The organism is Umezakia ovalisporum Ak1311, from assembly GCF_029891685.1.
Lineage (GTDB): Bacteria > Cyanobacteriota > Cyanobacteriia > Cyanobacteriales > Nostocaceae > Umezakia > Umezakia ovalisporum.
On record NZ_JANQDJ010000054.1, the window covers coordinates 22,538 to 43,433 of the forward strand.

At 41.2% G+C, this 20,896-nt stretch carries 21 protein-coding genes and 3 pseudogenes; 17 read left to right on the forward strand and 7 right to left on the reverse strand.

Annotated elements, in window-relative coordinates; translation table 11 throughout:
* Positions 1-133: 133 nt before the first annotated feature.
* Entirely contained in the window at positions 134-685 is a 552-nt protein-coding gene (locus NWP25_RS10395; RefSeq protein WP_280650289.1) for a DUF2808 domain-containing protein, read from the reverse strand.
* Between the two features lie 698 nt (positions 686-1,383).
* Between NWP25_RS10395 and NWP25_RS10400 the strand changes: the two genes are divergently transcribed.
* From NWP25_RS10400 to NWP25_RS10410, 3 genes are all read left to right on the forward strand, one after another.
* Positions 1,384-2,553, forward strand: a complete 1,170-nt coding sequence (locus NWP25_RS10400; protein ID WP_280650290.1) for a Re/Si-specific NAD(P)(+) transhydrogenase subunit alpha — start codon at positions 1,384-1,386, stop codon at positions 2,551-2,553.
* 81 nt (positions 2,554-2,634) lie between these two features.
* Complete coding sequence (locus tag NWP25_RS10405; protein WP_280650291.1) at positions 2,635-2,928, forward strand: NAD(P) transhydrogenase subunit alpha; 294 nt, start codon at positions 2,635-2,637, stop codon at positions 2,926-2,928.
* Positions 2,925-4,331: an NAD(P)(+) transhydrogenase (Re/Si-specific) subunit beta gene (locus tag NWP25_RS10410; RefSeq protein ID WP_280650292.1), complete on the forward strand. Its 1,407-nt coding sequence runs from the start codon at positions 2,925-2,927 to the stop codon at positions 4,329-4,331. Before NWP25_RS10405 ends, NWP25_RS10410 begins: the two co-directional genes overlap by 4 nt.
* Positions 4,332-4,677: 346 nt before the next feature.
* Here NWP25_RS10410 and NWP25_RS10415 read toward each other — a convergent pair whose 3' ends face one another.
* Together NWP25_RS10415 and petN are read right to left on the reverse strand one after the other, a co-directional pair.
* The gene (locus NWP25_RS10415; RefSeq protein WP_280650293.1) at positions 4,678-4,839 is read right to left on the reverse strand and encodes a hypothetical protein; all 162 of its coding nucleotides are present in this window, start codon (positions 4,837-4,839) and stop codon (positions 4,678-4,680) included.
* Positions 4,840-4,846: 7 nt separating this feature from the next.
* Positions 4,847-4,936 carry a cytochrome b6-f complex subunit PetN gene (gene petN / locus NWP25_RS10420; RefSeq protein WP_010998401.1) on the reverse strand — a complete coding sequence of 30 codons (90 nt, stop codon included), beginning with the start codon at positions 4,934-4,936 and terminating at the stop codon, positions 4,847-4,849.
* Between the two features lie 124 nt (positions 4,937-5,060).
* On the opposite strand from petN, the gene NWP25_RS10425 reads away from it, so the two are divergent.
* The 3 genes from NWP25_RS10425 to NWP25_RS10435 are packed head-to-tail and all read left to right on the forward strand — an operon-like array spanning position 5,061 to position 8,189.
* Entirely contained in the window at positions 5,061-5,540 is a 480-nt protein-coding gene (locus NWP25_RS10425; protein WP_280650294.1) for a hypothetical protein, read from the forward strand.
* A 34-nt stretch (positions 5,541-5,574) separates the two neighbouring features.
* On the forward strand, positions 5,575-6,921 hold the full coding sequence (locus tag NWP25_RS10430) for a cytochrome P450 (protein ID WP_280650295.1): 1,347 nt from the start codon (positions 5,575-5,577) through the stop codon (positions 6,919-6,921).
* A gap of 50 nt (positions 6,922-6,971) precedes the next feature.
* Positions 6,972-8,189 carry a pyridoxal phosphate-dependent aminotransferase gene (locus NWP25_RS10435; RefSeq protein ID WP_280650339.1) on the forward strand — a complete coding sequence of 406 codons (1,218 nt, stop codon included), beginning with the start codon at positions 6,972-6,974 and terminating at the stop codon, positions 8,187-8,189.
* Here the strand turns inward: NWP25_RS10435 and NWP25_RS10440 are convergent.
* Positions 8,186-8,863 (reverse strand): SDR family oxidoreductase, encoded by a 678-nt coding sequence (locus tag NWP25_RS10440; protein WP_280650296.1) that lies wholly within the window; start codon positions 8,861-8,863, stop codon positions 8,186-8,188. The genes NWP25_RS10435 and NWP25_RS10440 overlap by 4 nt on opposite strands.
* Positions 8,864-8,966: 103 nt before the next feature.
* On the opposite strand from NWP25_RS10440, the gene NWP25_RS10445 reads away from it, so the two are divergent.
* Positions 8,967-10,739 (forward strand): WD40 repeat domain-containing protein, encoded by a 1,773-nt coding sequence (locus NWP25_RS10445; RefSeq protein WP_280650297.1) that lies wholly within the window; start codon positions 8,967-8,969, stop codon positions 10,737-10,739.
* Between the two features lie 223 nt (positions 10,740-10,962).
* The gene (locus NWP25_RS10450; protein ID WP_280650298.1) at positions 10,963-11,154 is read left to right on the forward strand and encodes a DUF2795 domain-containing protein; all 192 of its coding nucleotides are present in this window, start codon (positions 10,963-10,965) and stop codon (positions 11,152-11,154) included.
* A 75-nt stretch (positions 11,155-11,229) separates the two neighbouring features.
* On the opposite strand, the gene NWP25_RS10455 is transcribed toward NWP25_RS10450, so the two are convergent.
* A complete protein-coding gene (locus NWP25_RS10455; RefSeq protein WP_280699325.1) occupies positions 11,230-11,385 on the reverse strand; it encodes a hypothetical protein in 156 nt (51 codons plus the stop codon).
* A 70-nt stretch (positions 11,386-11,455) separates the two neighbouring features.
* Between NWP25_RS10455 and NWP25_RS18695 the strand changes: the two are divergent.
* A pseudogene (locus tag NWP25_RS18695) lies at positions 11,456-11,591 on the forward strand (RNA-guided endonuclease TnpB family protein); the annotation flags it as partial.
* Here NWP25_RS18695 and NWP25_RS10460 read toward each other — a convergent pair.
* Positions 11,527-11,727 (reverse strand): hypothetical protein, encoded by a 201-nt coding sequence (locus NWP25_RS10460; protein WP_280650300.1) that lies wholly within the window; start codon positions 11,725-11,727, stop codon positions 11,527-11,529. The pseudogene NWP25_RS18695 and the gene NWP25_RS10460 sit on opposite strands and share 65 nt — an antisense overlap.
* 428 nt (positions 11,728-12,155) lie before the next feature.
* Here NWP25_RS10460 and ltrA point away from each other — a divergent pair, with 428 nt between their 5' ends.
* The 5 genes and pseudogenes from ltrA (at position 12,156) to NWP25_RS10485 (ending at position 16,007) form a co-directional block, all read left to right on the forward strand.
* Complete coding sequence (gene ltrA, locus NWP25_RS10465; protein ID WP_280699327.1) at positions 12,156-13,907, forward strand: group II intron reverse transcriptase/maturase; 1,752 nt, start codon at positions 12,156-12,158, stop codon at positions 13,905-13,907.
* Positions 13,900-14,067 carry a hypothetical protein gene (locus tag NWP25_RS10470; protein WP_280650302.1) on the forward strand — a complete coding sequence of 56 codons (168 nt, stop codon included), beginning with the start codon at positions 13,900-13,902 and terminating at the stop codon, positions 14,065-14,067. The genes ltrA and NWP25_RS10470 overlap by 8 nt, the downstream gene beginning before the upstream one ends.
* An 88-nt stretch (positions 14,068-14,155) precedes the next feature.
* A pseudogene (locus NWP25_RS10475) lies at positions 14,156-14,550 on the forward strand (zinc ribbon domain-containing protein); the annotation flags it as partial.
* 57 nt (positions 14,551-14,607) lie between these two features.
* Positions 14,608-14,802 (forward strand): hypothetical protein, encoded by a 195-nt coding sequence (locus NWP25_RS10480; RefSeq protein WP_280650303.1) that lies wholly within the window; start codon positions 14,608-14,610, stop codon positions 14,800-14,802.
* Positions 14,803-14,858: 56 nt separating this feature from the next.
* Complete coding sequence (locus NWP25_RS10485; protein ID WP_280650304.1) at positions 14,859-16,007, forward strand: AI-2E family transporter; 1,149 nt, start codon at positions 14,859-14,861, stop codon at positions 16,005-16,007.
* An 8-nt stretch (positions 16,008-16,015) separates the two neighbouring features.
* Here the strand turns inward: NWP25_RS10485 and NWP25_RS10490 are convergent.
* Positions 16,016-16,279 (reverse strand): annotated as a pseudogene (locus tag NWP25_RS10490) (response regulator); the annotation flags it as partial.
* Positions 16,280-16,951: 672 nt separating this feature from the next.
* Between NWP25_RS10490 and NWP25_RS10495 the strand changes: the two are divergent.
* The 3 genes from NWP25_RS10495 (at position 16,952) to NWP25_RS10505 (ending at position 20,759) form a co-directional block, all read left to right on the forward strand.
* Positions 16,952-17,626: a vWA domain-containing protein gene (locus NWP25_RS10495; protein WP_280650305.1), complete on the forward strand. Its 675-nt coding sequence runs from the start codon at positions 16,952-16,954 to the stop codon at positions 17,624-17,626.
* Positions 17,627-17,676: 50 nt separating this feature from the next.
* A complete protein-coding gene (locus NWP25_RS10500) occupies positions 17,677-18,483 on the forward strand; it encodes a PP2C family serine/threonine-protein phosphatase (RefSeq protein WP_280650306.1) in 807 nt (268 codons plus the stop codon).
* Between the two features lie 95 nt (positions 18,484-18,578).
* Positions 18,579-20,759 (forward strand): tetratricopeptide repeat protein, encoded by a 2,181-nt coding sequence (locus NWP25_RS10505; protein WP_280699328.1) that lies wholly within the window; start codon positions 18,579-18,581, stop codon positions 20,757-20,759.
* The last annotated feature ends 137 nt before the right edge of the window (positions 20,760-20,896 follow it).

Below are 20,896 nucleotides of genomic sequence, written 5' to 3' on the forward strand. Positions count from 1 at the left end.
GAAAATAGTGCAACACACAAAGCTCTTGCGGGGAGGTAAGACTAAAAATGGGGCTAAAGTCTCATTTGCGGCACTCGCCTATGAATCCAGAACCTCCAACTATAGCGTCAGCTTAGTTGGAGTAGTTCACTGTTTATGAGATACTCAAAACCCAGGTTCCCACATAACGCAGCAGTGGTACATCCCCAGGAGAGAGAATCTGGCAATTAAAATGATACATTCCTCCAAAAGGCGGGGTCTGGATGTCAGAGAAGACTAACTCAACTTCCCGTCCTGCTGGTACAGGTTCTTCGGGAAAAATTTCTAGTAGGCGACTTTCTTTGTTCCACTTCACTTCACTAAGAGGAACTTTTTTACCTCTGACTTTGACTTCAACTTTTTTGGGGTTGAAACTCCCATCGTAATAATTTGGGTAGGTAACGGCAAACTGAGCCACTGCCAAATTCATTTTTTTGGCTGGTATTCTTAGTCTGATTCGATCCCAGCTATTAGCTTGTCCACCAAAATCAAATTTGAAGGGTAACTGATTTTCTGCTTTGATACTGCCAAATAGTGTGATACCCGGTAAGCTGTTGGCTTCACTCAAAGATGGAAACCCAGCCAGCACACAGCTAGTCATGGCTAAAGCAGAAAGTAGTCTCACAGGCAGTTTGCGGTTTGAACCTAGAAATCGTAAATTTGGCATAGTATGGGCTTCCTCCACCATCAAATAGGTTTGTTATTCAATAACCAAAATTTAGCCTTCGTAACTAAACTTGACTACTAACACTTTGAAAAGAGACGTTAAATCGAAACACAAAGTGCCTCATATATGGCTGGGAGTAACAGTAAAAATACTAAGACCATATATTTAGTATGTAAATATTTTACCATTTAGTTATCAATGCTAGTAAAAGTGGATAATACATCGGGGATGTGATTGTGTTGCTAAATATGTGTAAATGTATCTAGAGTTAAAAAAATGTGATAAAATTTCACTTTTGTAGTGAGCCATCGCTGATCAACTTGGGCTAAATTAATAAAAATGAGCTTGATTAAAAGCAACATCATTAAAAAATAATAAGGAAACTATCAAGCTAAAAAATATGTGAATAAGGAATACTCAAATTTTGCAATCCCTAAAACAAGCTAAAGACAAAGATGCAAATTTGGTAATTAATTTAGGATTTGCAATATGCAAAGCTGTTTTTATCTATCAGCAAGCGTGATATCTGTAAGCGGCAAAGTGAGGCTGCCCTGGAAAACCAAGAAGAGTAAAGCCAAAGTTCAAGGTTAAATTTATCAGGAACAGCCATCACAGACGGTGAATGTCCCAAAAGTTGAGTCAGGGGAAAATTACATGCATATTCCCCAAAAAAGAGGTATTTATCTCCAGGAGATTTCATGAAAATAGCGGTTGCTAAAGAAATTGAAGTTTGTGAACGACGTGTGGCATTAAACCCTGACACCGTTGCCCGATTAATCAAACAAGGTTTGGAAGTACGGATAGAAACAGGTGCAGGAGAGCGAGCTTTTTTTAGTGATTCTGCCTACGAAGCAGCAGGAGCCACAATTATCGGTGACACTGCTAAATTATGGCAGGAAGCAGACATTTTGTTAAAAGTTAGCCCACCCCAAGAACGAGAAAATGGGGGATCAGAAATTGAATTGCTGCGGGAAGGGTCTGTATTAATCAGCTTCCTCAATCCTTTGGGAAATCCGGTATTGGCCCAGGAACTGGCAAATCGTCAAGTGACAGCTTTAAGTGTGGAGATGATCCCCCGTACCACTAGGGCACAAAGTATGGATGCTTTGTCTTCTCAAGCTTCACTGGCAGGTTACAAAGCAGTATTAATTGCTGCGGCAGCATTACCAAAATATTTCCCTATGCTGACAACAGCTGCAGGCACCATCGCCCCCGCTAAAGTGTTTATTATGGGTGCTGGCGTGGCAGGATTGCAAGCCATTGCCACAGCCAGACGTTTAGGTGCCATGGTAGAAGCCTTTGATATTCGTCCGGCAGTGAAAGAAGAAGTACAAAGTCTAGGAGCTAAATTCGTCGAAGTCAAACTCGAAGAAGAAACAACCGCGGCTGGGGGTTATGCCAAAGAAATTTCCGAAGCCAGCAAACAACGTACTCAAGAACTTGTGGCTGAACACGTCAAAAATGCCGATGTAGTGATTACCACCGCCCAAGTACCAGGGAAAAAAGCACCACTGCTAGTGACGGAAGAAATGGTAGCACAGATGAAACCAGGTTCGGTAATTGTGGATCTAGCCGCAGAACAGGGTGGTAACTGCGCTTGCACTGAAGCGGGCAAAGATATTGTCTGGAATGGGGTAACAATTATTGGCCCCATTAATTTGCCTTCATCGATGCCTGTTCACGCCAGCCAGTTGTACTCTAAGAACTTGGCATCCTTGCTGCAATTATTAGTTAAGGACAAAGCTTTACAGTTAGACTTTGCCGACGACATCATTAATGCCGCTTGTATTACCCACGCTGGAGAAATTCGCAACCAACGCGTCCGGGATGCGCTAAAAGCCGTGACTACTCAGATTGGTACACACTAATTTACCACCCATGAACACCCACCATAACTTACCAGTATTGGTCTGTGTCAATTAGCGGTTCTCAACAGGAGTTTTTATTTCATGACAGATACATTACTTGCTGCTTTGTTTGTGTTTGTGTTGGCATCTTTTATTGGCTTTGAAGTCATTAACAAAATACCACCAACATTACACACACCTTTAATGTCGGGATCAAATGCCATTTCTGGTATTGCTGTATTAGGAGCAATTGTAGCTGCCGGTGCGAAAAATACCAGTGTATCAGTGATTCTTGGTTTGATTGCTGTAATACTGGCAACAGTCAATGTTGTCGGTGGTTTTCTCGTTACAGATCGCATGTTGCAAATGTTTAAGAAAAAGGAAGTTAAGGCGTGAGGGATTTTCTACCAACAGGGATTCAACTAGCATACCTAGTCGCTGCATCATTATTCATTCTCGGGTTGAAAAAACTCGGTTCACCAGCTACAGCCCGCAATGGTAATGTGATAGCCGCTGTAGGAATGCTGCTGGCCATTGTAGCAACACTCTTAGACCAGCAAGTATTGAACTATGAGATGATTTTGTTGGGCTTGGCTATTGGTACGGCAATCGGTGCTATCGCCGCTTACAAAGTCCAAATGACAGAAATGCCCCAAATGGTGGGTTTACTGAATGGTTTGGGTGGTGCTGCTTCCGCAATCATCGCCGTTGCCGAATTTTGGCGGTTAATCGCAGCTTCTCAGCCCATACCTCTAGATGTCAACATTTCCATTTTGCTGGATGTGTTAATCGGTGGAGTTACCTTCACAGGTAGTTTTGTCGCCTTTGCCAAATTACAAGGTTTAATCAGTGGTGCGCCGATTAAATTACCGTTCCAGCAAACATTGAACCTTTTGCTTTTGACTGGTTACATAGTAGGCAGTGCCTATTTAATCATCACACCGGATAGCTTACCCATATTCTTCGCAGTAGTGGGAGTTTCTTTGGTCTTGGGTGTTATGTTTGTTATCCCCATTGGCGGGGGCGATATGCCTGTGGTAATTTCGCTGTTGAACTCCTTATCTGGGATAGCAGCCGCAGCGGCCGGGTTTGTGGTAATGAACAATATGTTGATTATCGCTGGCGCACTTGTGGGGGCTTCTGGCTTAATCCTCACCCAAATTATGTGTAAGGGAATGAATCGTTCTCTATTCAGCGTCTTGTTTGGTGCATTTGGTGGGGCTGTTACCGTGGGTGCTGGTACTGCCACAGGTGCTACAGTTAATCAAACTGTCCGCAGTATTGATCCTGAAGAAGGCGCGATGATGTTGGGTTATGCCCGTAACGTAGTGATTGTACCTGGTTATGGCATGGCTGTTGCCCAAGCACAGCATAGTGTGCGAGAGTTAGCAGACCAGTTAGAACGGATGGGTGTTGATGTTAAGTATGCCATTCACCCTGTAGCTGGAAGAATGCCAGGACACATGAACGTCTTGTTAGCCGAGGCTAATGTGCCTTATACGCAGTTGTATGATATGGATGATATCAATCCTCAATTAGAATCTGCTGATGTAGCTTTGGTAATTGGGGCCAATGATGTAGTCAATCCTGCGGCCCGTAGTGATGTTAATAGTCCCATTTATGGAATGCCGATTTTGGAAGTAGATCGGGCGAAGCAGACAATTGTCATTAAGCGCGGGATGAGTACAGGTTTTGCCGGTGTAGATAATGAATTGTTCTACAAGGAAAAAACAACAATGCTTTTTGGTAGCGCTAAAGATATGGTCGCCAAATTAGTTTTAGAAGTGAAACAACTTTAACGACTAGCCAAGGCGCAAAAGGCTTGCAGAAAAGGACAGGTATCGGACTTCTTGAATAAAAAGTCCGGTACCTTTCCTTTAGCTTCGTTTCCCCCATGTTTCCTTCCCTTGATACCGCATTGGTCAGGAGACTGTGGTCAACACTCATGTCTTAATAATAGGTTCTTGTTTAAGAAAATATGAAGATATTTAGATAGATTTAGATAGATATTTTGATTCATTTACTAGCCCTTGGGGCGGGTTACGAGCAGTGATTTTTTCTTTAAACTAAATACTTTTCCAGAGAAAAGTGTAGGGACATAATATGTTTATATCCCTACAAAAGGATTTTTTAACTGTGAATGAATTATCGCCGTTTGGGAGAACTGCGTCGGATTTCACGTTTTTCTTCTTCTCGGCGACGGCGATCGCGCCAATCTGCTAGAGTCAAATAGCCAACGCCACCAGTAACCGCCACCAGGAGCAATAAGGCTAGTAAAGCCAAAATGTTCAGGAAAGGATTTTCCACGATTTCTCTATAGTCCGTTACGTCCCCAAACTACCATTGCGATTGACCAAGTAAACACAACCAACAGTGATACCCAACCCAGTGTTAAAATTGCCATAGTTTTACTTTCTAAATAATTACAAAACTTCTCTTATCTTTATCATAATGGGAAAGGGCAGTTGATTCTGCAACAGTGTTACTAAGTTGTTATATAAAGTCCGGTTAATTCAGGTAGATAGAAAGTGAAGGAAATTTCAGATATTCAACTGCTGGCAGAACGCTTAGAATCTCTCAAAGCTGGAACAGTTGCGGGTTCGTCTCTGTGTCTGGCTTTTTTGATTACCAGTTTGGTGAATACTCTGATATTAGCCAAGTATTTTCCGACACTCTCAAGTTTGCAAGCAGATATAAATTGGCGTTGGTGGCTTAGTGGGGGAATTGCCGCTTTCTCCGGCTTGTTATTTGGTGTGACCTACCGCTATATCATCCGTAGGGATCAAAATCCTCAACTCAAATCTGGTGGTGTACTAGCTTTTGGTTTAGTGCGGGGCTTAACTCAGATTGATTGTGCCGGTACTGTTTTACCTAATTTAGTACAAGCAGCAGAAAGTGTTTGCTGGTTTACTATGGGAGCGATCGCTGTTGATACCGCTATCCACAACGGCTGGATTCAACCTTTTGCATCCAGCAACTCCGGTGCAAAGGAGAATTTGAAAAGTTAAAGTAAATATTGACAATTTCTAGAGCAGAAACTTCATGTCAGCACCTAATCCTCTGAAAATTCCTTCTTTCTTCCAACAATTACAGTGGGTGGGTGATCCCGTCAGGTATATGGAACAATCCGTTCAAAAATATCCTGACATTTTTACCTCTGATGTACTCGGTTTTGGTAACAAGATGGTATTTGTTAACCATCCCCAAGGGCTGCAAGAAATTTTAACCAATGATCGCAAAAAATTTTTCGCTGCTGGTAGCAAGAATAAAATTTTGCTCCCCTTAGTGGGAAACTATTCAACTTTTATGCTGGATGGGGATCCCCATAGAAAACGGCGACAACTAGTAATGCCATCCTTTCATGGCGATCGCATGAAAAGTTATGGTGAGTTAATTCGTCAGATTACAGAAACAGTCTGGAGTCAATTACCCACAGATCAACCCTTCACTACTCGCAATGCTACACAAGATATTTCGTTGCAAGTTATCTTACAAACTGTGTTCGGTGTCCATGAGGGAGAACGCACTCAGCTACTCAAAAAACAACTGCTATTGATAACAGATCTATTTCGCTCACCTTTGACTTCTAGTTTATTATTTTTTCCCTTTCTACAGAAGGATTTAGGCCCTTGGAGTCCCTGGTCCAAGTTTTTAAGAAATAGACAACAACTAGACCAGTTAATTTACGCTGAAATAGCTGAACGCCGACGGCAAAACCCTGAAAATCGGATTGATATCCTTTCTCTACTAATATCAGCAAAAGACGAAGTCGGTAACTCTATGACAGATCAGGGGTTACGTGATGAATTGATGACTTTGTTGTTGGCTGGATATGAAACCACAGCCACTTCAATTTCTTGGGCATTATATTTGATTCACAAACACCCAGAAATCCGAGAAAAACTGCTGCAAGAACTAGATACCCTTGGGTCTTTACCAGACCCCATGAGCATTTTCCGCCTACCTTATTTAACAGCTGTTTGTAATGAAACCTTGCGGATTCATCCCGTAGCAATGTTAACATTTCCGAGAATAGTACAAGAACCTCTCAAACTCTTAGGATATTCTTTAGAACCGGGAATAATAGTAGCTGGCTGTATTTATTTAACTCACCAGCGTAAAGATTTATACCCAGAACCCAAGCAGTTTAAACCAGAGCGTTTTATAGAAGGTCAATTTTCTCCTTATGAATTTATCCCCTTTGGTGGCGGTGTGCGCCGCTGTATGGGCGAGGCCTTGGCGATATTTGAAATGAAGCTAGTATTAGCAACAATCCTGTCACGCTATCAACTCGCATTGGTTGATACTCAACCAGAAGTACCCCGCCGTAGAGGTGTTACCCTTGCTCCTGCTCGTGGTGTAAAAATGGTAATTACAGGCCAGCGATGACCTCAACAAGCTCCTTTGTGTGTCGTAACAAATTAAACTTAGATACAATGATGGATTCCCTAACCTCTCGTATGCACGCGGTACAGTCGCCAATCATTCCTGTGGTTGGGGAACTGATTCACAACAATCCCGGAACCATTTCTTTAGGACAAGGTGTAGTTTCATACACACCACCCCGAGAAGCCATTGAGCTCCTGCCTCAATTTATAGCAGAATCAAGTAATAATTTGTACAAAGCAGTTGAAGGAATTCCCCCATTATTGACAGCCCTAGCCGCAAAACTGCAAAGCTTCAACGGCATTGAAATTAATCAAGCTCATCGTATTGTGGTGACTGCTGGCAGTAATATGGCGTTTATGAATGCTATTCTAGCGATTACTTCCCCAGAGGACGAAATTATTCTGAATACACCTTACTATTTTAATCATGAAATGGCTATCACCATGGCAGGTTGTCGTGTAGTTTTGGTAGCAACAGATGAAAATTATCAACTGCGTCCACAGGCCATCGCCCAAGCAATTACCCCAAAAACACGGGCTGTAGTCACAATTTCCCCCAACAATCCCACAGGTGTTGTTTATTCAGAACCTGCATTACAACAAGTCAATCAAATCTGTGGCACTCATGGCATTTACCACATTAGTGATGAAGCCTATGAACATTTTACCTATAACGGAGTAAAACACATTTCCCCTGGGGGATTTAGTGGTAGTAGCAACTACACCATTTCTTTGTATAGTCTTTCCAAAGCTTATGGTTTTGCTAGTTGGCGTATTGGATATATGGTCATACCTCAGCACTTGTTTATACCAGTGAAAAAAATTCAAGATACAATTTTGATTTGTCCGCCAGTAATTTCTCAGTATGCAGCGTTAGGAGCGTTACAAGCAAAAGAAGAATATTTACAGAAAAATATAGGTGCCATCGCTCAGGTGCGGGAAATAGTCATTGATTCCCTCACAAGCTTAAAAGGTTTATGTAGCATAGCCCCTGCCCATGGTGCCTTTTATTTTTTCCTCAAAGTTCACACTCAAATGGATGCCTTTGCATTAGTTAAAAAGTTAATTCAGGAACATCAAGTGGCAGTTATTCCCGGTACAACCTTTGGCATGACAGATGGATGTTATCTGCGGGTTGCTTATGGTGCATTACAACAAAATACCGCAAAATTAGCTTTGGACAGATTAGTGCAAGGTTTACGGGCTGTACTAGGGAAGGGGGATCAGGAAATATCCCTTTCCAACCCCCAGTTGTCAGTACCTGATTAATCCAAACTAAATTCTACAAACTCTCGTTGCCCAGCTACCATATTTTTGTCCACCGCAGACAAGGTTTTATTGTGACAACGCTCTGAATTTAAACACTTACAAACCAACTGGGCTACATCCGAACGATGAATGGTACCAACAATATGGGTATCTTCAGTTAAAATACCATTGCCTGTTGCCGCTTCCGATTTTAATCCACCAGGACGAATGATTGTATAGGTCAGCCCACTAGCAATTAAATGTTGTTCTGCTTTATCTTTTTCGACTAATACAAGCCCCAGTGTTGCTAAAGCTTGAGGAGGTAAAGCACCAGCACTATTACCAGTACCAATGGAAGAAATCAAAATAAACCTTTGTACTCCAGCCTTAACCGCAGCATCAATGAGATTTTTGTTACCGAGGTAATCAGCCCTTTGACCTTCCGAAGGTAAGCCGCCAATGGTACTAATAACTGTGTGGATCTGCTTATCAGCAAGTATTGCACGTTCTACATCGCCAACATTTAACGCATCTCCCATTACAGGTTCAATACCCATGGCTTTTAGTTCAGTAGCAGCAGCTTCGCTTCTCACCAGCGCTTTTAATTGGACATTTTGTAATGATAAACTTTGGGCAATTTCTCGACCAACACCACGACTTGCTCCAGCCAGAAAAATGTAAGATGCACTTGTCATATTAATTATTAATTACTTGTGGATCTTGATTTACCATATCTCTTATATCTATTGATATAGCTTAATTTAGATAAGCAATATTGTTGTGCTACACCAAATGCAGATGGATTGGATTAGCTTACTAAAAGCTCAACAAGCTGATTTCCTTCAGCGAATAAAAAAACCTAAAACCTACGAATTATCTTTGTTGGAAAGTCAAGTCAAGGGATGCCACAGTGAAATTATAGCATTTTCAGGTGACCCACTCCTTAAAATAGTAGAATTTTCCCGCCAACAAGCCGAAATTATCGCCAAAAATCCACCCCCCGCACCACCTGATTATCCCGAAGCCCCTGACTGGGTGATACCTTTTCCTAAATACTTCCAGCAGCAAGTACAAGATTATATTGCGCGAGAGGAAATTGTCAGACTGGTCATAGCTGAACGTCTGGGGAAATTAGTGAAGAAATTGCCACAAGACACCTTACAAAACATGGTCTTGGATGATGAGGGAAATTTGCGCGGGGAAAGCAAATTTAGTTATGTGCTGACAGATCATCCCAAGTTGAGTATTCAAGTTTACGCAGCTGATGGAGAAAGTTTTAATGGAATTAAGAAAAATAAAATTAAGTGGACAGTTACTCAACAAGATTTCAAGAATTATGAAGTATTAATTTTTCTGTGTTTATTTTATCCATCCACCAGTGAATCAGGTTACCAAAAGCACGCCATAGTTGCTGGTTTTTTACCGACCAACCAAATTAACTTTACAGAATCAAAACTGTATGTTAATCCCAGTAATTTGCTATACGCTGGGGGCTTGAGTTGGTATTTAGAATCATTAACCACCAAAAAGAATCTCAAAAAAGATACATCGCTATTAGATGAAAGCAACATAGCAGAAACAATTCAAACTTTGCCCTCAGAACATCCCCAAAAGCAACTAGTTGGTGATTGGGAATGTTGGCAAACATTGAAAGGCCACAGGAAAGGAATTTATTGTCTCGCTTTTAGTTCGAGGTTTAAAAATGGCAAAACTGCCCCCATCTTGGCAAGTGGTAGTCTTGGCGAAATAAAGCTATGGGATTTAACCAAGGGTGAATTAATAGAAACATTATCAGACTATCCTTGGGTAATGTCTGGGCAGGTAAATCAAGTCAATTCCCTGGCTTTTAGTGCAGATGGACAAATTTTAGTCAGTGCTGGTGCAGATTCAACAATTAAAATTTGGCACATAGGCGCACTAGATTTGATCGATATCCTCCACAAGCATAATGGGATGGTGAGATGCGTTGCTTTTGCACCAAATGGACTGATGTTAGTAACGGCCGGAGATGATAGAAAAGTTTTGTTTTGGGATCTGATCCAACGTCAGGCAGTGATCGCTTTATCTTTGGATGATACAGCTGCTCATTCCCTGGTTCTCAGTCAAGATGGCCAGACCTTGGTTACAGGTAGCTACCGCAAAATTAAAGTTTGGCATACTTCACAGCGCCCCCAGGCAAAAATTCTTAAAGATTCACCGCCCTTACATACCCTCACTGGTCATTCTCACATCGTACCTTCCCTGGCCATAACTGCGGATGCTCAACTGTTAGTCAGTGGTAGTTGGGACCAAACAATTAAAATTTGGCACTTGGGCACAGGGAAGTTAATTCGTACCCTCAAAGGGCATAGTGACAAAATATATACCATTGCCCTCAGTCCCGACGAAAAAATTATTGCCAGTGGTAGTGCAGATCAAAGCATCAAATTGTGGCATTTACAAACAGGGGAATTGTTAGCTACTTTTACTGGTCATAGTCATACAATTACAGATCTAGCCTTTACAGATTCCGGTGAAATGTTAGTTTCTGCAAGTTTGGATAAAACAATTAAAATTTGGCAAAGAAGCTGATTAAAGACCCAATTAATAGGGTTATGAGCAAAATTAACCAGCATCTACACGCAACTAAATTAGCCAAAAATATCTTGTTTGACTATACAGGTTAAAAAATTCAAGTTTCCATGTATATGAAATCACAAGAATTTTAATACTTAAGATACAACCCTAGGTAGAGAATTAGAGACAGCGATCACCAATAGCCTAGATTCAAGAACCAATTAATAGAGGTTGAGTTATGGCAGTATCTGCGGTTGATATTTCAAAAAGCCTCAGTGGCATAGATTTTCCGGCAAACAAACAAAATTTAGTCAACCATGCCAGAGAGAAGAATGCCAGCCAGGAAATTATTGACATCCTCCAACAAATGCCAGAAAGAGAATATGGCAACATGGCAGACGTAGAACATGCGTTTGGTGAAGTTAAATAACTCCTGACTTGCTGAACAATGCGATAAAACCAAAAAAGCGATCGCTCGTGTTTACAGCGATCGCTTTGAACAGCATTAAGCCGGTAAAGATTTCATCAGTACTGTTTCGGCAATAACTTCCCACTGGGTTTTGATAGTATACTCAGTGGGATGGCTATCCACAACCCCTTGCTGAACTTGATTATTTTCTACCTTTTCCGCCCATATCCAAAATTTAACAAAATTAGTCAACTCCCGCCAAACTGCCTTGTTTTCGGTTGTCTGTTTGGCTTTTTTTGATTATTATAAAAAAGCATAAAAATCCATTAAACACTCTCGACGTCTAATTTACACCAAAGAAAAAAGGGAAGAATCAAAGACGAAAAGCAGGGGCTAGATATGCTCGAAAGCACCTAAAAGTAAGTGGGCTAGGGAATGAACACGCCAAGAGACTGGCGGTGTGATTCGTTGGGTAGAAACTAACTCTGTAATGAGTGGAAGATTACCCGCAAGGTACTGAACCTTGACAACTGAGAGTTTCATGTAGGTGAGAATCCTACCGCGCAGGTGCAGCGTTGACGGCACACAGAGCATGGTTTCTTAGCCATGTCCCCCAGGGTAACGACTAGCCATCAATCCCTGAAACGGGGGTGAAAGGCGGCTCTACTTCAAGCCTATGTAAGTACCCGTCGAGCGAAGTGTCCATGAGTAAGGAAACTGAATCTACGCTTGAACCATCGTGATCTTGAACCAGTGAAATAAGGCTGAAACACTGGAGCCAAAAGGCAAAGGTTAAGGGGTTGGCGTGTCGCTATGCGACCAACTTGCACTCCCAATAAACCCGGTGGAGAGTAGAACTCTAAAGACACATAGTATGAACTCTCGGAACGAAGTAACCATTCGTATGCTCTCAATCAGGTCGATGATTGAGTAGGTGCTAACCGGATGCTGCGAACTGGAAAGATTGAGTCAGAAGCGAATGCCTTGGGTAATACCAAGGATATGCAGACGGACTCACGATAATGCAGATTATAGAGGTACAAGTAGTAGTAAATATTTCTAATACGAGTTTAGAGACTACGGTGGAATGGAAAGACATACCTTGGAAGAAAATTGAAAGGGTAGTCTTCAAGCTACAAAAGCGCATCTATAGAGCTTCTAATCGTGGTGATGTAAAAGCAGTTCGTAGACTCCAGAAGACGTTGATGAAGTCCTGGTATGCAAAATTGATTGCGGTTCGTAGGGTAACTCAGGATAATACAGGTAAGAAAACAGCAGGAGTGGACGGGGTAAAATCTCTATCCCCAGCAGCACGTTTGCGCCTTGTAAAAGAACTCAAACTGAGTTCTAAGGACGATCCTACTAGGCGAGTATGGATTCCCAAACCTGGAACGGATGAAAAGCGACCTTTAGGTATACCCACAATGAAAGACCGTGCATTGCAAGCACTGGTCAAACTGGCATTAGAACCAGAATGGGAAGCGCGATTTGAGCCTAACAGTTATGGGTTCAGACCAGGACGCTCATGCCATGATGCGATTGAAGCAATCTTCAATGCAATTAGGTACAAAGCCAAATATGTGTTAGATGCCGACATTGCGAAATGCTTTGACCGCATTAACCACGAAGCACTGCTAAGAAAATTAAATACATTCCCCACCATAAGAAGGCAAATCAAAGCCTGGTTGAAAGCGGGAGTGATGGATGGTAAGCAGTTGTTTCCAACACTTGAGGGAATGCCCCAAGGTGGGGTCATATCTCCGCTACTGGCAAATATAGCCCTTCATGGGATGGAAGAACGGATTAAGCAATTTGCGGAAACCTTACCAGGAAGTAAGAGAGATAACCGATATAAACTAAGCCTAATCCGTTACGCCGATGACTTTGTGATTCTTCATGAAGACATAACCATTGTCCAAAAGTGTAGAGATATAATCTCTGAATGGATAAAAGGCATGGGTTTAGAATTAAAACCAAGCAAAACAAAACTTGTACATACATTAGAACAGTATGAACAAGAAAAGCCAGGATTCGACTTTCTAGGATATACCATCAGACAATATCTGGTTAGTAAATATCAAACGGGAAAATCATCAAACGGTGAAAAACTTGGTTTTAAGACTATCATCACCCCAAGTAGAGAAAAGCTCAAGATACATTATGACCAAATCGCGGAAGTTATTACGGCTCATAAGGCTGTGTCACAAGTGGCACTTATCAAGCATCTAAACCCTATTATCAGGGGTTGGGCTAACTATTATGCGACTGTAGTAAGCAAGGAATCTTACACAGACTTAGATAACCTGGTGTATCAAAAGCTGGTTACATGGGCAAAACACCGTCATCCACTCAAATCATGGGAGTGGATTAAACATAAATACTGGCACACGATAGGCGGTGATAATTGGGTATTCGCAACCAAGGAAAAGGGTAAAAATCCCCTCCGGTTACTTGACCATGCCGACACCCCCATAGTTCGTCATGTAAAAGTTAAAGGCGAATCGTCTCCATACGACGGAAACCTGATTTATTGGAGTATAAGATTGGGGAAAAGTCCTGAAATGCCTACAAGGGTAACTACGTTACTTAAACGGCAAAAGGGTAAATGTGCTTACTGCGGACTATATTTTCGTGAAAACGATGTGCTGGAAGTTGACCACATCATCCCAAAATCGCAAGGTGGAAAGGATGAATATAAAAATCTTCAACTCTTACACAGGCATTGCCATGATACAAAGACTGCTAGAGATAGCAGCACCCTGAAGTATGCGTGACAAACACTGCATTATTGAGGAGCCGGATGAGGTGAAAGTCTCACGTCCGGTTTTGAAGACCAACGGGGTTGGTGATAGCCTCGTTGAGTTTAATCGTAACGTAAACAAAGCCAACGCTTTAGTCGCCCAGAAAGATTTACAGCACTTTTCAAGTAAATAAATTAAAAAAAGTACAAACCTTAATGTCATAAATCTTGTGGGGTGGGCATCATGGTTGCCCTTCTGTACCTGCTCAGATGAAATGCGCTGTAAATGTTAAGAACACGGTAAAAAATCATTGTCTTGTTAAATCAATTAACGATGAGGCTTGGTGTACTTTTTTCAATGGTTAGAATATTTTGGTGTTACTCCACATTACACATCTCAAAAATGCAGCAATTGTGGAAAAGTCTCTTTCTACCCGTACCCACAGATGTAGTTGTGGTTGTGAGTTACAAAGAGATGTAAACCCAGCAGTAAATGTTCTTAGTCTAGGAAAGAATAGAGGAGGGCATACCCGTTGGCCTAGCGTGCCGTCAGGCATATTAACGCTACAAGGGTTGAAGCCTCTACTTTCCTTGGACTAAGGGTGGTTGAGCAAGTTTTGACGGTGAATGTACAATCCCATAGCCTAAAGGTAAGGGAGTGTCAATCTAGAAACTAACCTTAGTTGCCTAACTTCAGGTGTACCCGACATAAAAATGTGTATTGCCGTACTGTAATGGAAAATAATCTCGGATTTGTGGTTAAACTACTAGTGCTTTCCGCTTTGCTGTCTGTACTCATTAAGTACATAGGACCTATTTTATCCATAGCAGCAACAGATGCTAATGCGCTGATGATAGTTTTGTCCCCAACTATAATCATAGCAATGGCTTTATTGTGGCGATTTCAGTCAGCACTGAAGCAAAATTAGTATAAATTGCTAAAATCAGCTAACCTAATCTGAATTACACAGTTGGGAGACAGCCTGTGAACCTTGGTCAATGGATCGGCTTAATCGCCATAGTTCTTTCCCTATATATCTTATGGCAAATTCGACAGGTGCTGTTGCTGATATTTGCCGCAGTGGTTTTAGCTGTTAGCTTAAATCGGTTAGCGCAACGCATTCAACGCCTAGGTTTCAAACCTGGCTTGGCAGTTTTTCTGTCGGTGGCTATTTTGTTCGTCGGCATTCTCTCTTTTTTCTGGCTGATTGTACCGCCTTTTGTACAGCAGTTTCAAGAACTAACTTATCGGGTTCCTCAAGGCTTTGCTCGTTTTAATAGTTGGTTGCAACAACTAGAAACCCTCATTCCCAGTCAGTTACTTCCATATATCCCCAATCTCAATAGCCTCATTGAACAGGTACAACCTTTTCTCAACCAGATATTAGGGAACTCTTTTGCTTTTGTTTCTGGCTCTTTGGAAGTTCTGCTCAAGGTTTTATTAGTTCTAGTATTAACGGGAATGTTCTTAGCAGAACCTCAAGCCTATCGCAGATTATTTATTCGCTTGTTTCCCTCATTTTATCGGAGCAGAATCCATGGGATTTTGGATCAATGCGAACTTTCATTAGAGGGTTGGATTGCAGGGGCTTTCATTGCCATGAGTGTTGTGGGAATATTCAGTGTGATTGGCTTATCTGTGTTGGGTGTTAAGGCAGCTTTAGCTTTAGGAGTTTTAGCAGGATTTCTTAACTTAATTCCTAATTTAGGTCCAACATTAAGTTTAGTTCCAGCCATGGCGATCGCTTTGTTGGATAACCCCTGGAAACCTTTCCTAGTCTTTGTTCTCTATTTTATTATTCAACAGATTGATGCGAACATCGTTACTCCCACCGTCATGGCGCATCGAGTATCATTGCTACCAGCTGTAACATTAATTTCCCAACTATTTTTTGTCACCTTCTTTGGTTTTTTAGGTTTATTTTTAGCTCTACCCTTGACTGTGGTTGCTAAGATTTGGCTACAAGAAGTATTGATCAAAGATGTTCTAGATGAATGGGGAAATATTCAACATCAAGAACCTGAGTTAGTGCTCATTTCCCAACCTTCTATATCAGATACAGATAACAAGATAGAAAATCCTAATAGCAACCAAAATCCGAAAATTGATGATGCTTTACCACAAGAAGAATAATCACTACTTCAAGGCAACTGTCTGAAGATAATTTTTAGTAATTCCACACGCGTAAAAGGTTTTGTGAAATATCCACAACCTTTCTGGCTTTTACTTTATCAATAATCGCCGGAGTATTTTCAAGCCTAGGATTATTTTTAATAATCCAACACAACTCATAACCATCAATTCCTGCCATATTCAAATGGAGTAAAATCAAATATGTGATGTCAAATAATCGACATCACATATTTGAGCCTGTCATTAATGGCAACAACAACAAAAGTTTCACTTATCCTTGATTTATTAGCCAGTGAATAGCTTCATAATCAGAAATGTTGACTGTTGACTGTTGACTGTCCAAGTTGTGCGTCGGTGATAAAAAATTTGAGCAATTAATGACTCTATTTTCAATAGACAATGAATTTTATCTGGGTAAAACGCAAAAATTGTAAATTTTTATTCCAGGATTCAACACTTCTGCTTCATAATATATGTAAAAATCTAAATATATACTTTAAATGTAATATTTAATACTCAAAAATTATTTGTGATAATTTGAGTTGCAAACTTCTGTGCTGACACCAGCCAAAATTTATGGTGGTGATGTTAATTTCACTCATATAAAAAAACAAGCTTCTACATGAAGATTGTCTTAAATAAATATGTAGAGTAATTTCATGTGCGGAACGATGCTTAATTGGCACAGAGGAAACAATTGTATAGGCTATAGGCTGAGAAAAAAATCGTGTTAGCAGGCTAATTAAGCATATCTATGCTTACACGTCGCAACTTAGGATACACAAATAGTATCAATCGATAATTTTAAAAAACAATTTGTTTCATAAAGATTGCACTAACTAGCTCTAAACATTTATGTTTAGTCTTATTGACTCCGGAAACCAAACTATATAATTTGAAAAAAGGAAAATAAAGCATTGGAAAACACCATAAAAAAAACAGTTATGCATGATACTTTAAAGCTGGATGAAATAGTTGAATTTGCTGAGAATCCTGAACCACGTTGTCCTTGTGTGCTATTGCTGGACACATCTGGATCAATGCAAGGAGATCCAATAGAAGCCTTAAACAAGGGACTATTGAGTTTGAAGGATGAATTAATGAAAAATCCCTTGGCAGCGAGAAGAGTTGAAGTTGCCATCATCACTTTTGACAGTCATGTGAACATAGTCCAAGAATTCGTAACAGCGGATCAATTTAACCCGCCTATTTTGACAGCCCAAGGCTTAACGACCATGGGAGCGGCAATTCATAAAGCATTAGACATGGTGCAAGAACGGAAATTTTTATACCGAGCTAATGGCATCGCTTACTATCGCCCTTGGGTATTCATGATTACAGATGGAGAACCACAGGGTGAATTAGACCAGCTCATAGAGCAAGCGGCCCAACGCCTGCAAGGAGATGAAGCTAATAAACGAGTTGCATTCTTCACAGTAGGTGTGGAAAACGCCAACATGACGCGTTTAAGTCAATTAGCTGTCCGGACTCCGCTTAAACTTAAAGGACTTAACTTTATTGAGATGTTTGTTTGGTTATCAGCTAGTATGTCAGCAGTTTCCCATTCCCAGGTAGACGAACAGGTAGCACTACCGCCCATTGGTTGGGGCACTATTTAATAGTGTGTCGCGCGGCTTACACTCACACAGCTAGCTGCCTAGAAAAATTCATGAACACAAAATCAAAACAGATATTTCATTGGCGAGTAGTGGCCGCATCTGTATGTGGCACAAGCCACCTGAGAAACAAACAGCTATGTCAAGATGCTCATCACTGGCAGTTATTACCAGATAATGTTTTGCTGATTGCGGCGGCTGATGGTGCAGGTTCTGCCAGCCAAGGAAAAATGGGAGCAATGGTAGCTGTAGAAACAGCAATAGAAACCCTTTCTCACAGCGACATAACTAGAGACTGCCTTGCAGATGATGCCATTGTAGAATCACTATTGAATCAGTCCTTAGTCGCTGCTAAAAAAGCGGTGGAGGATGAAGCAGTAGCTTGTAATAAACAACCTCAAGATTTAGCAACTACCTTAATCATTGTGATTACTACACCAGATATGGCAGCAGTTGTACAAATTGGTGATGGTTTAGCTGTAGCTAAGGATCATATGGGCAACTTACTGGCACTGACAACACCTGACAATGGGGAATACATCAACGAGACGACTTTTTTAACTTCGCCTAATGCCTTAGATAGGGCGCAAATGAAATTATGGCGTGAAACCATAGTTAACATCGGTGTCCTCACTGATGGACTACAAATGCTGGCTTTAAACATGGTTATTGGTGAACCTCACAAACCATTCTTTTTTCCCTTATTCGACTTTGTAGAGAATGCCGAAGATAAAACATTAGCAAAAGAACAGTTAGTAAGGTTTTTAGGTTCTGAGCGAATTACACAACGTACTGATGATGATTTAACCCTGATTTTAGCTGGGTTTCCGAGTGCCGACCTGAGTGGAGAAAGTACTTGAAATCTGGATGACCTCTCATACTTTTTTTCTCAAGAATATTGTGGTAACTTTGCGATATCAGTATTTTAGATAACCCAATTCACCGTAATTTTATCATGCAAGTCTTACGTTGTCTTCCCAAACCAGAAATCATCAACCTCAGCCTTAGTTTGGGGCGTGGCGGTGAAGCTTGTATCTATGCGGTGCCGTCGTGCAGTGATTTAGTAGCCAAGGTTTATCATAAGCCAACACTTGCTCAGGCCCACAAACTCCAAGCGATGCTTGCCAACCCGCCAGAAAACCCCACGGCTAGCTTAGGACATATTTCCATCGCCTGGCCACAGGATTTATTACGAGCCACAGATCAAGGTAATGCCATTATCGGCTTTTTGATGCCCCGGATTCGGGGGATGCGGCCGATTATTGACTTTTACAATCCCAAAACCCGTCGCGAACACTGTCCGTTATTCAATTATCAGTATCTCTTACGCACGGCTCGCAATTTAGCCGCGGCTTTTGCTGCTTTGCACAACAGTGGATATTGCGTTGGTGATGTGAACGAGTCCAATATTCTCGTCAGCGACACAGCACTGGTGACCTTGGTAGATACTGATTCTTTCCAAGTGTACGACCCCGATGAGAAAATTGTTTATCGGTGTTCAGTAGGTAAACCAGAGTTTACTCCACCAGAACTACAAAATAAAATTTTTGCTGAACATGATCGCAAAATTCCCCATGACTTATTCGGATTAGCAGTCTTGATTTTTCAACTCTTAATGGAAGGTACTCACCCCTTTTCGGGAATTTTTCAAGGTGTTTCTGAGCCACCATTTTACGAAGCCCGCATTGCTGCGGGACATTTCACCTACAGTCAAAAGCGCCGAGTACCTTATCGCCCTACCCCCATCGCCCCTGCTTGGCAAGTGCTTCATCCCAAGTTGCAAGAATTGTTTTTACGTTGCTTTGAGGATGGTCACAATGATCCACAGCATCGCCCTAGCGCCCAAACTTGGCTATCAGCTTTAGCCGAAGCCGAAGATAGTTTGATTACTTGTACTGCTAACCCCCAGCATCGCCATAACAACCATTTAGATAGTTGTCCTTGGTGTGAACGTACTTTGCTCTTGGGTGGACGTGATCCATTTCCATCACCCAGAGCAATAGAAAACCGCGAACATTTGCCCCCGCGAGTTGTACCAAAAAGGCATTACCCCCAGCAGCCTCGTTTTCCGCAACCACCCAGGCCCCAATACCAAGTAAATTATTGGCGGACAGCAGCTACCCCTAGCTATTATCCTTATCAACATCAAAAGAAGATTAAGTTTTATCCTGTTATTTTGTGTTTGCTGGGTTTTGGTTTGTTGGGATATTTGGATGTAGCGATTAAATTGACTCGTCCCTTTGTTTCTCAAAATGCCTACACTCAACAAACATTGATGGCTCCAAGCAAAGCAGAAAAAGAAACCATAACTTTTGCAGATTACAATCAAAAAGGCCACATTGCCTACCAAAACAGAAATTATCAGCAAGCAGTAGAAAAATTTAGCCAAGCCATCAAACAACAACCCACAAATACCAAAACTTATATTAACCGAGGCAATGCCCGCTACAACTTGAAAGATTATGAAGGCGCTCTAGCAGATTATAACCAGGCTTTGCAGATTAACCCTCAAGAAGTCAAAGCTTATGTCAACCGAGGCAATGTCCGTTATGTGCTGGCTGAATATAGCAATGACCCTGACCGAGAGTATAATCTGGCCATCGCTGATTTCAATCAAGCTCTTTTCCTCAATAATAAAGAAAGTGAAGCTTATATTAGAAGAGGTATTGTCCGCGCTAAAATGGCTAGATATAGTAGTGAATCTATCCAAGATTATCAACAATCAATTCTTGATTTTACCGAAGCAATTCGACTCAATGCATCCAAAGCAGAAGCTTATTTTCAGCGCGGTGACGTCCGCCATAAACTAGCACAATTTAGCAGTACCTTTATTCCAGAATATCAACAGGCACTCGCTGACTTTAACCAAGCACTAAAAATAAATAGCAAATTGGCAAAAGTCTATCTTAAGCGAGGGATAGTTCGTTATGAACTAACACAACATATTGGTCAAGACTTTGATCCAAATCATTTCCAGGCTATTGAAGACTTACAAACAGCGGCCAAACTTTCCTTAGAACAAGAGGATACAGAAAGCTACCAACAAGCACTGAGCAGTATTTGTGACATCATAGAAAGCGAGTGTACTGCTCTATTACAAAGTCCTGGTATGTGGAAATATACTGGTAACAATTAATTTAAAAACTAGTAAAATAAAGTGCTAGTTTTGCCTCAATAACTTTTATCTTTAGTGAGATAAACATGAACATGATAAGGTTAGCATGAAACTAGTCTTATCATGTTTTCTTATTTCTATATATTTAAATTATGCAA

Bases quoted from the DNA above. Each gene is read 5' to 3' on its own strand.
- ltrA (WP_280699327.1), top strand. From the start codon at position 12,156: ATGCAGATTATAGAGGTACAAGTAGTAGTAAATATTTCTAATACGAGT.
- petN (WP_010998401.1), bottom strand. From the start codon at position 4,936: ATGGCAATTTTAACACTGGGTTGGGTATCACTGTTGGTTGTGTTTACT.
- NWP25_RS10400 (WP_280650290.1), top strand. From the start codon at position 1,384: ATGAAAATAGCGGTTGCTAAAGAAATTGAAGTTTGTGAACGACGTGTG.
- NWP25_RS10445 (WP_280650297.1), top strand. From the start codon at position 8,967: ATGGATTGGATTAGCTTACTAAAAGCTCAACAAGCTGATTTCCTTCAG.
- NWP25_RS10440 (WP_280650296.1), bottom strand. From the start codon at position 8,863: ATGACAAGTGCATCTTACATTTTTCTGGCTGGAGCAAGTCGTGGTGTT.
- NWP25_RS10395 (WP_280650289.1), bottom strand. From the start codon at position 685: ATGCCAAATTTACGATTTCTAGGTTCAAACCGCAAACTGCCTGTGAGA.
- NWP25_RS10470 (WP_280650302.1), top strand. From the start codon at position 13,900: ATGCGTGACAAACACTGCATTATTGAGGAGCCGGATGAGGTGAAAGTC.
- NWP25_RS10505 (WP_280699328.1), top strand. From the start codon at position 18,579: ATGCAAGTCTTACGTTGTCTTCCCAAACCAGAAATCATCAACCTCAGC.
- NWP25_RS10460 (WP_280650300.1), bottom strand. From the start codon at position 11,727: ATGCTCTGTGTGCCGTCAACGCTGCACCTGCGCGGTAGGATTCTCACC.
- NWP25_RS10450 (WP_280650298.1), top strand. From the start codon at position 10,963: ATGGCAGTATCTGCGGTTGATATTTCAAAAAGCCTCAGTGGCATAGAT.
- NWP25_RS10500 (WP_280650306.1), top strand. From the start codon at position 17,677: ATGAACACAAAATCAAAACAGATATTTCATTGGCGAGTAGTGGCCGCA.
- NWP25_RS10435 (WP_280650339.1), top strand. From the start codon at position 6,972: ATGGATTCCCTAACCTCTCGTATGCACGCGGTACAGTCGCCAATCATT.
- NWP25_RS10480 (WP_280650303.1), top strand. From the start codon at position 14,608: ATGGAAAATAATCTCGGATTTGTGGTTAAACTACTAGTGCTTTCCGCT.
- NWP25_RS10405 (WP_280650291.1), top strand. From the start codon at position 2,635: ATGACAGATACATTACTTGCTGCTTTGTTTGTGTTTGTGTTGGCATCT.
- NWP25_RS10495 (WP_280650305.1), top strand. From the start codon at position 16,952: ATGCATGATACTTTAAAGCTGGATGAAATAGTTGAATTTGCTGAGAAT.
- NWP25_RS10430 (WP_280650295.1), top strand. From the start codon at position 5,575: ATGTCAGCACCTAATCCTCTGAAAATTCCTTCTTTCTTCCAACAATTA.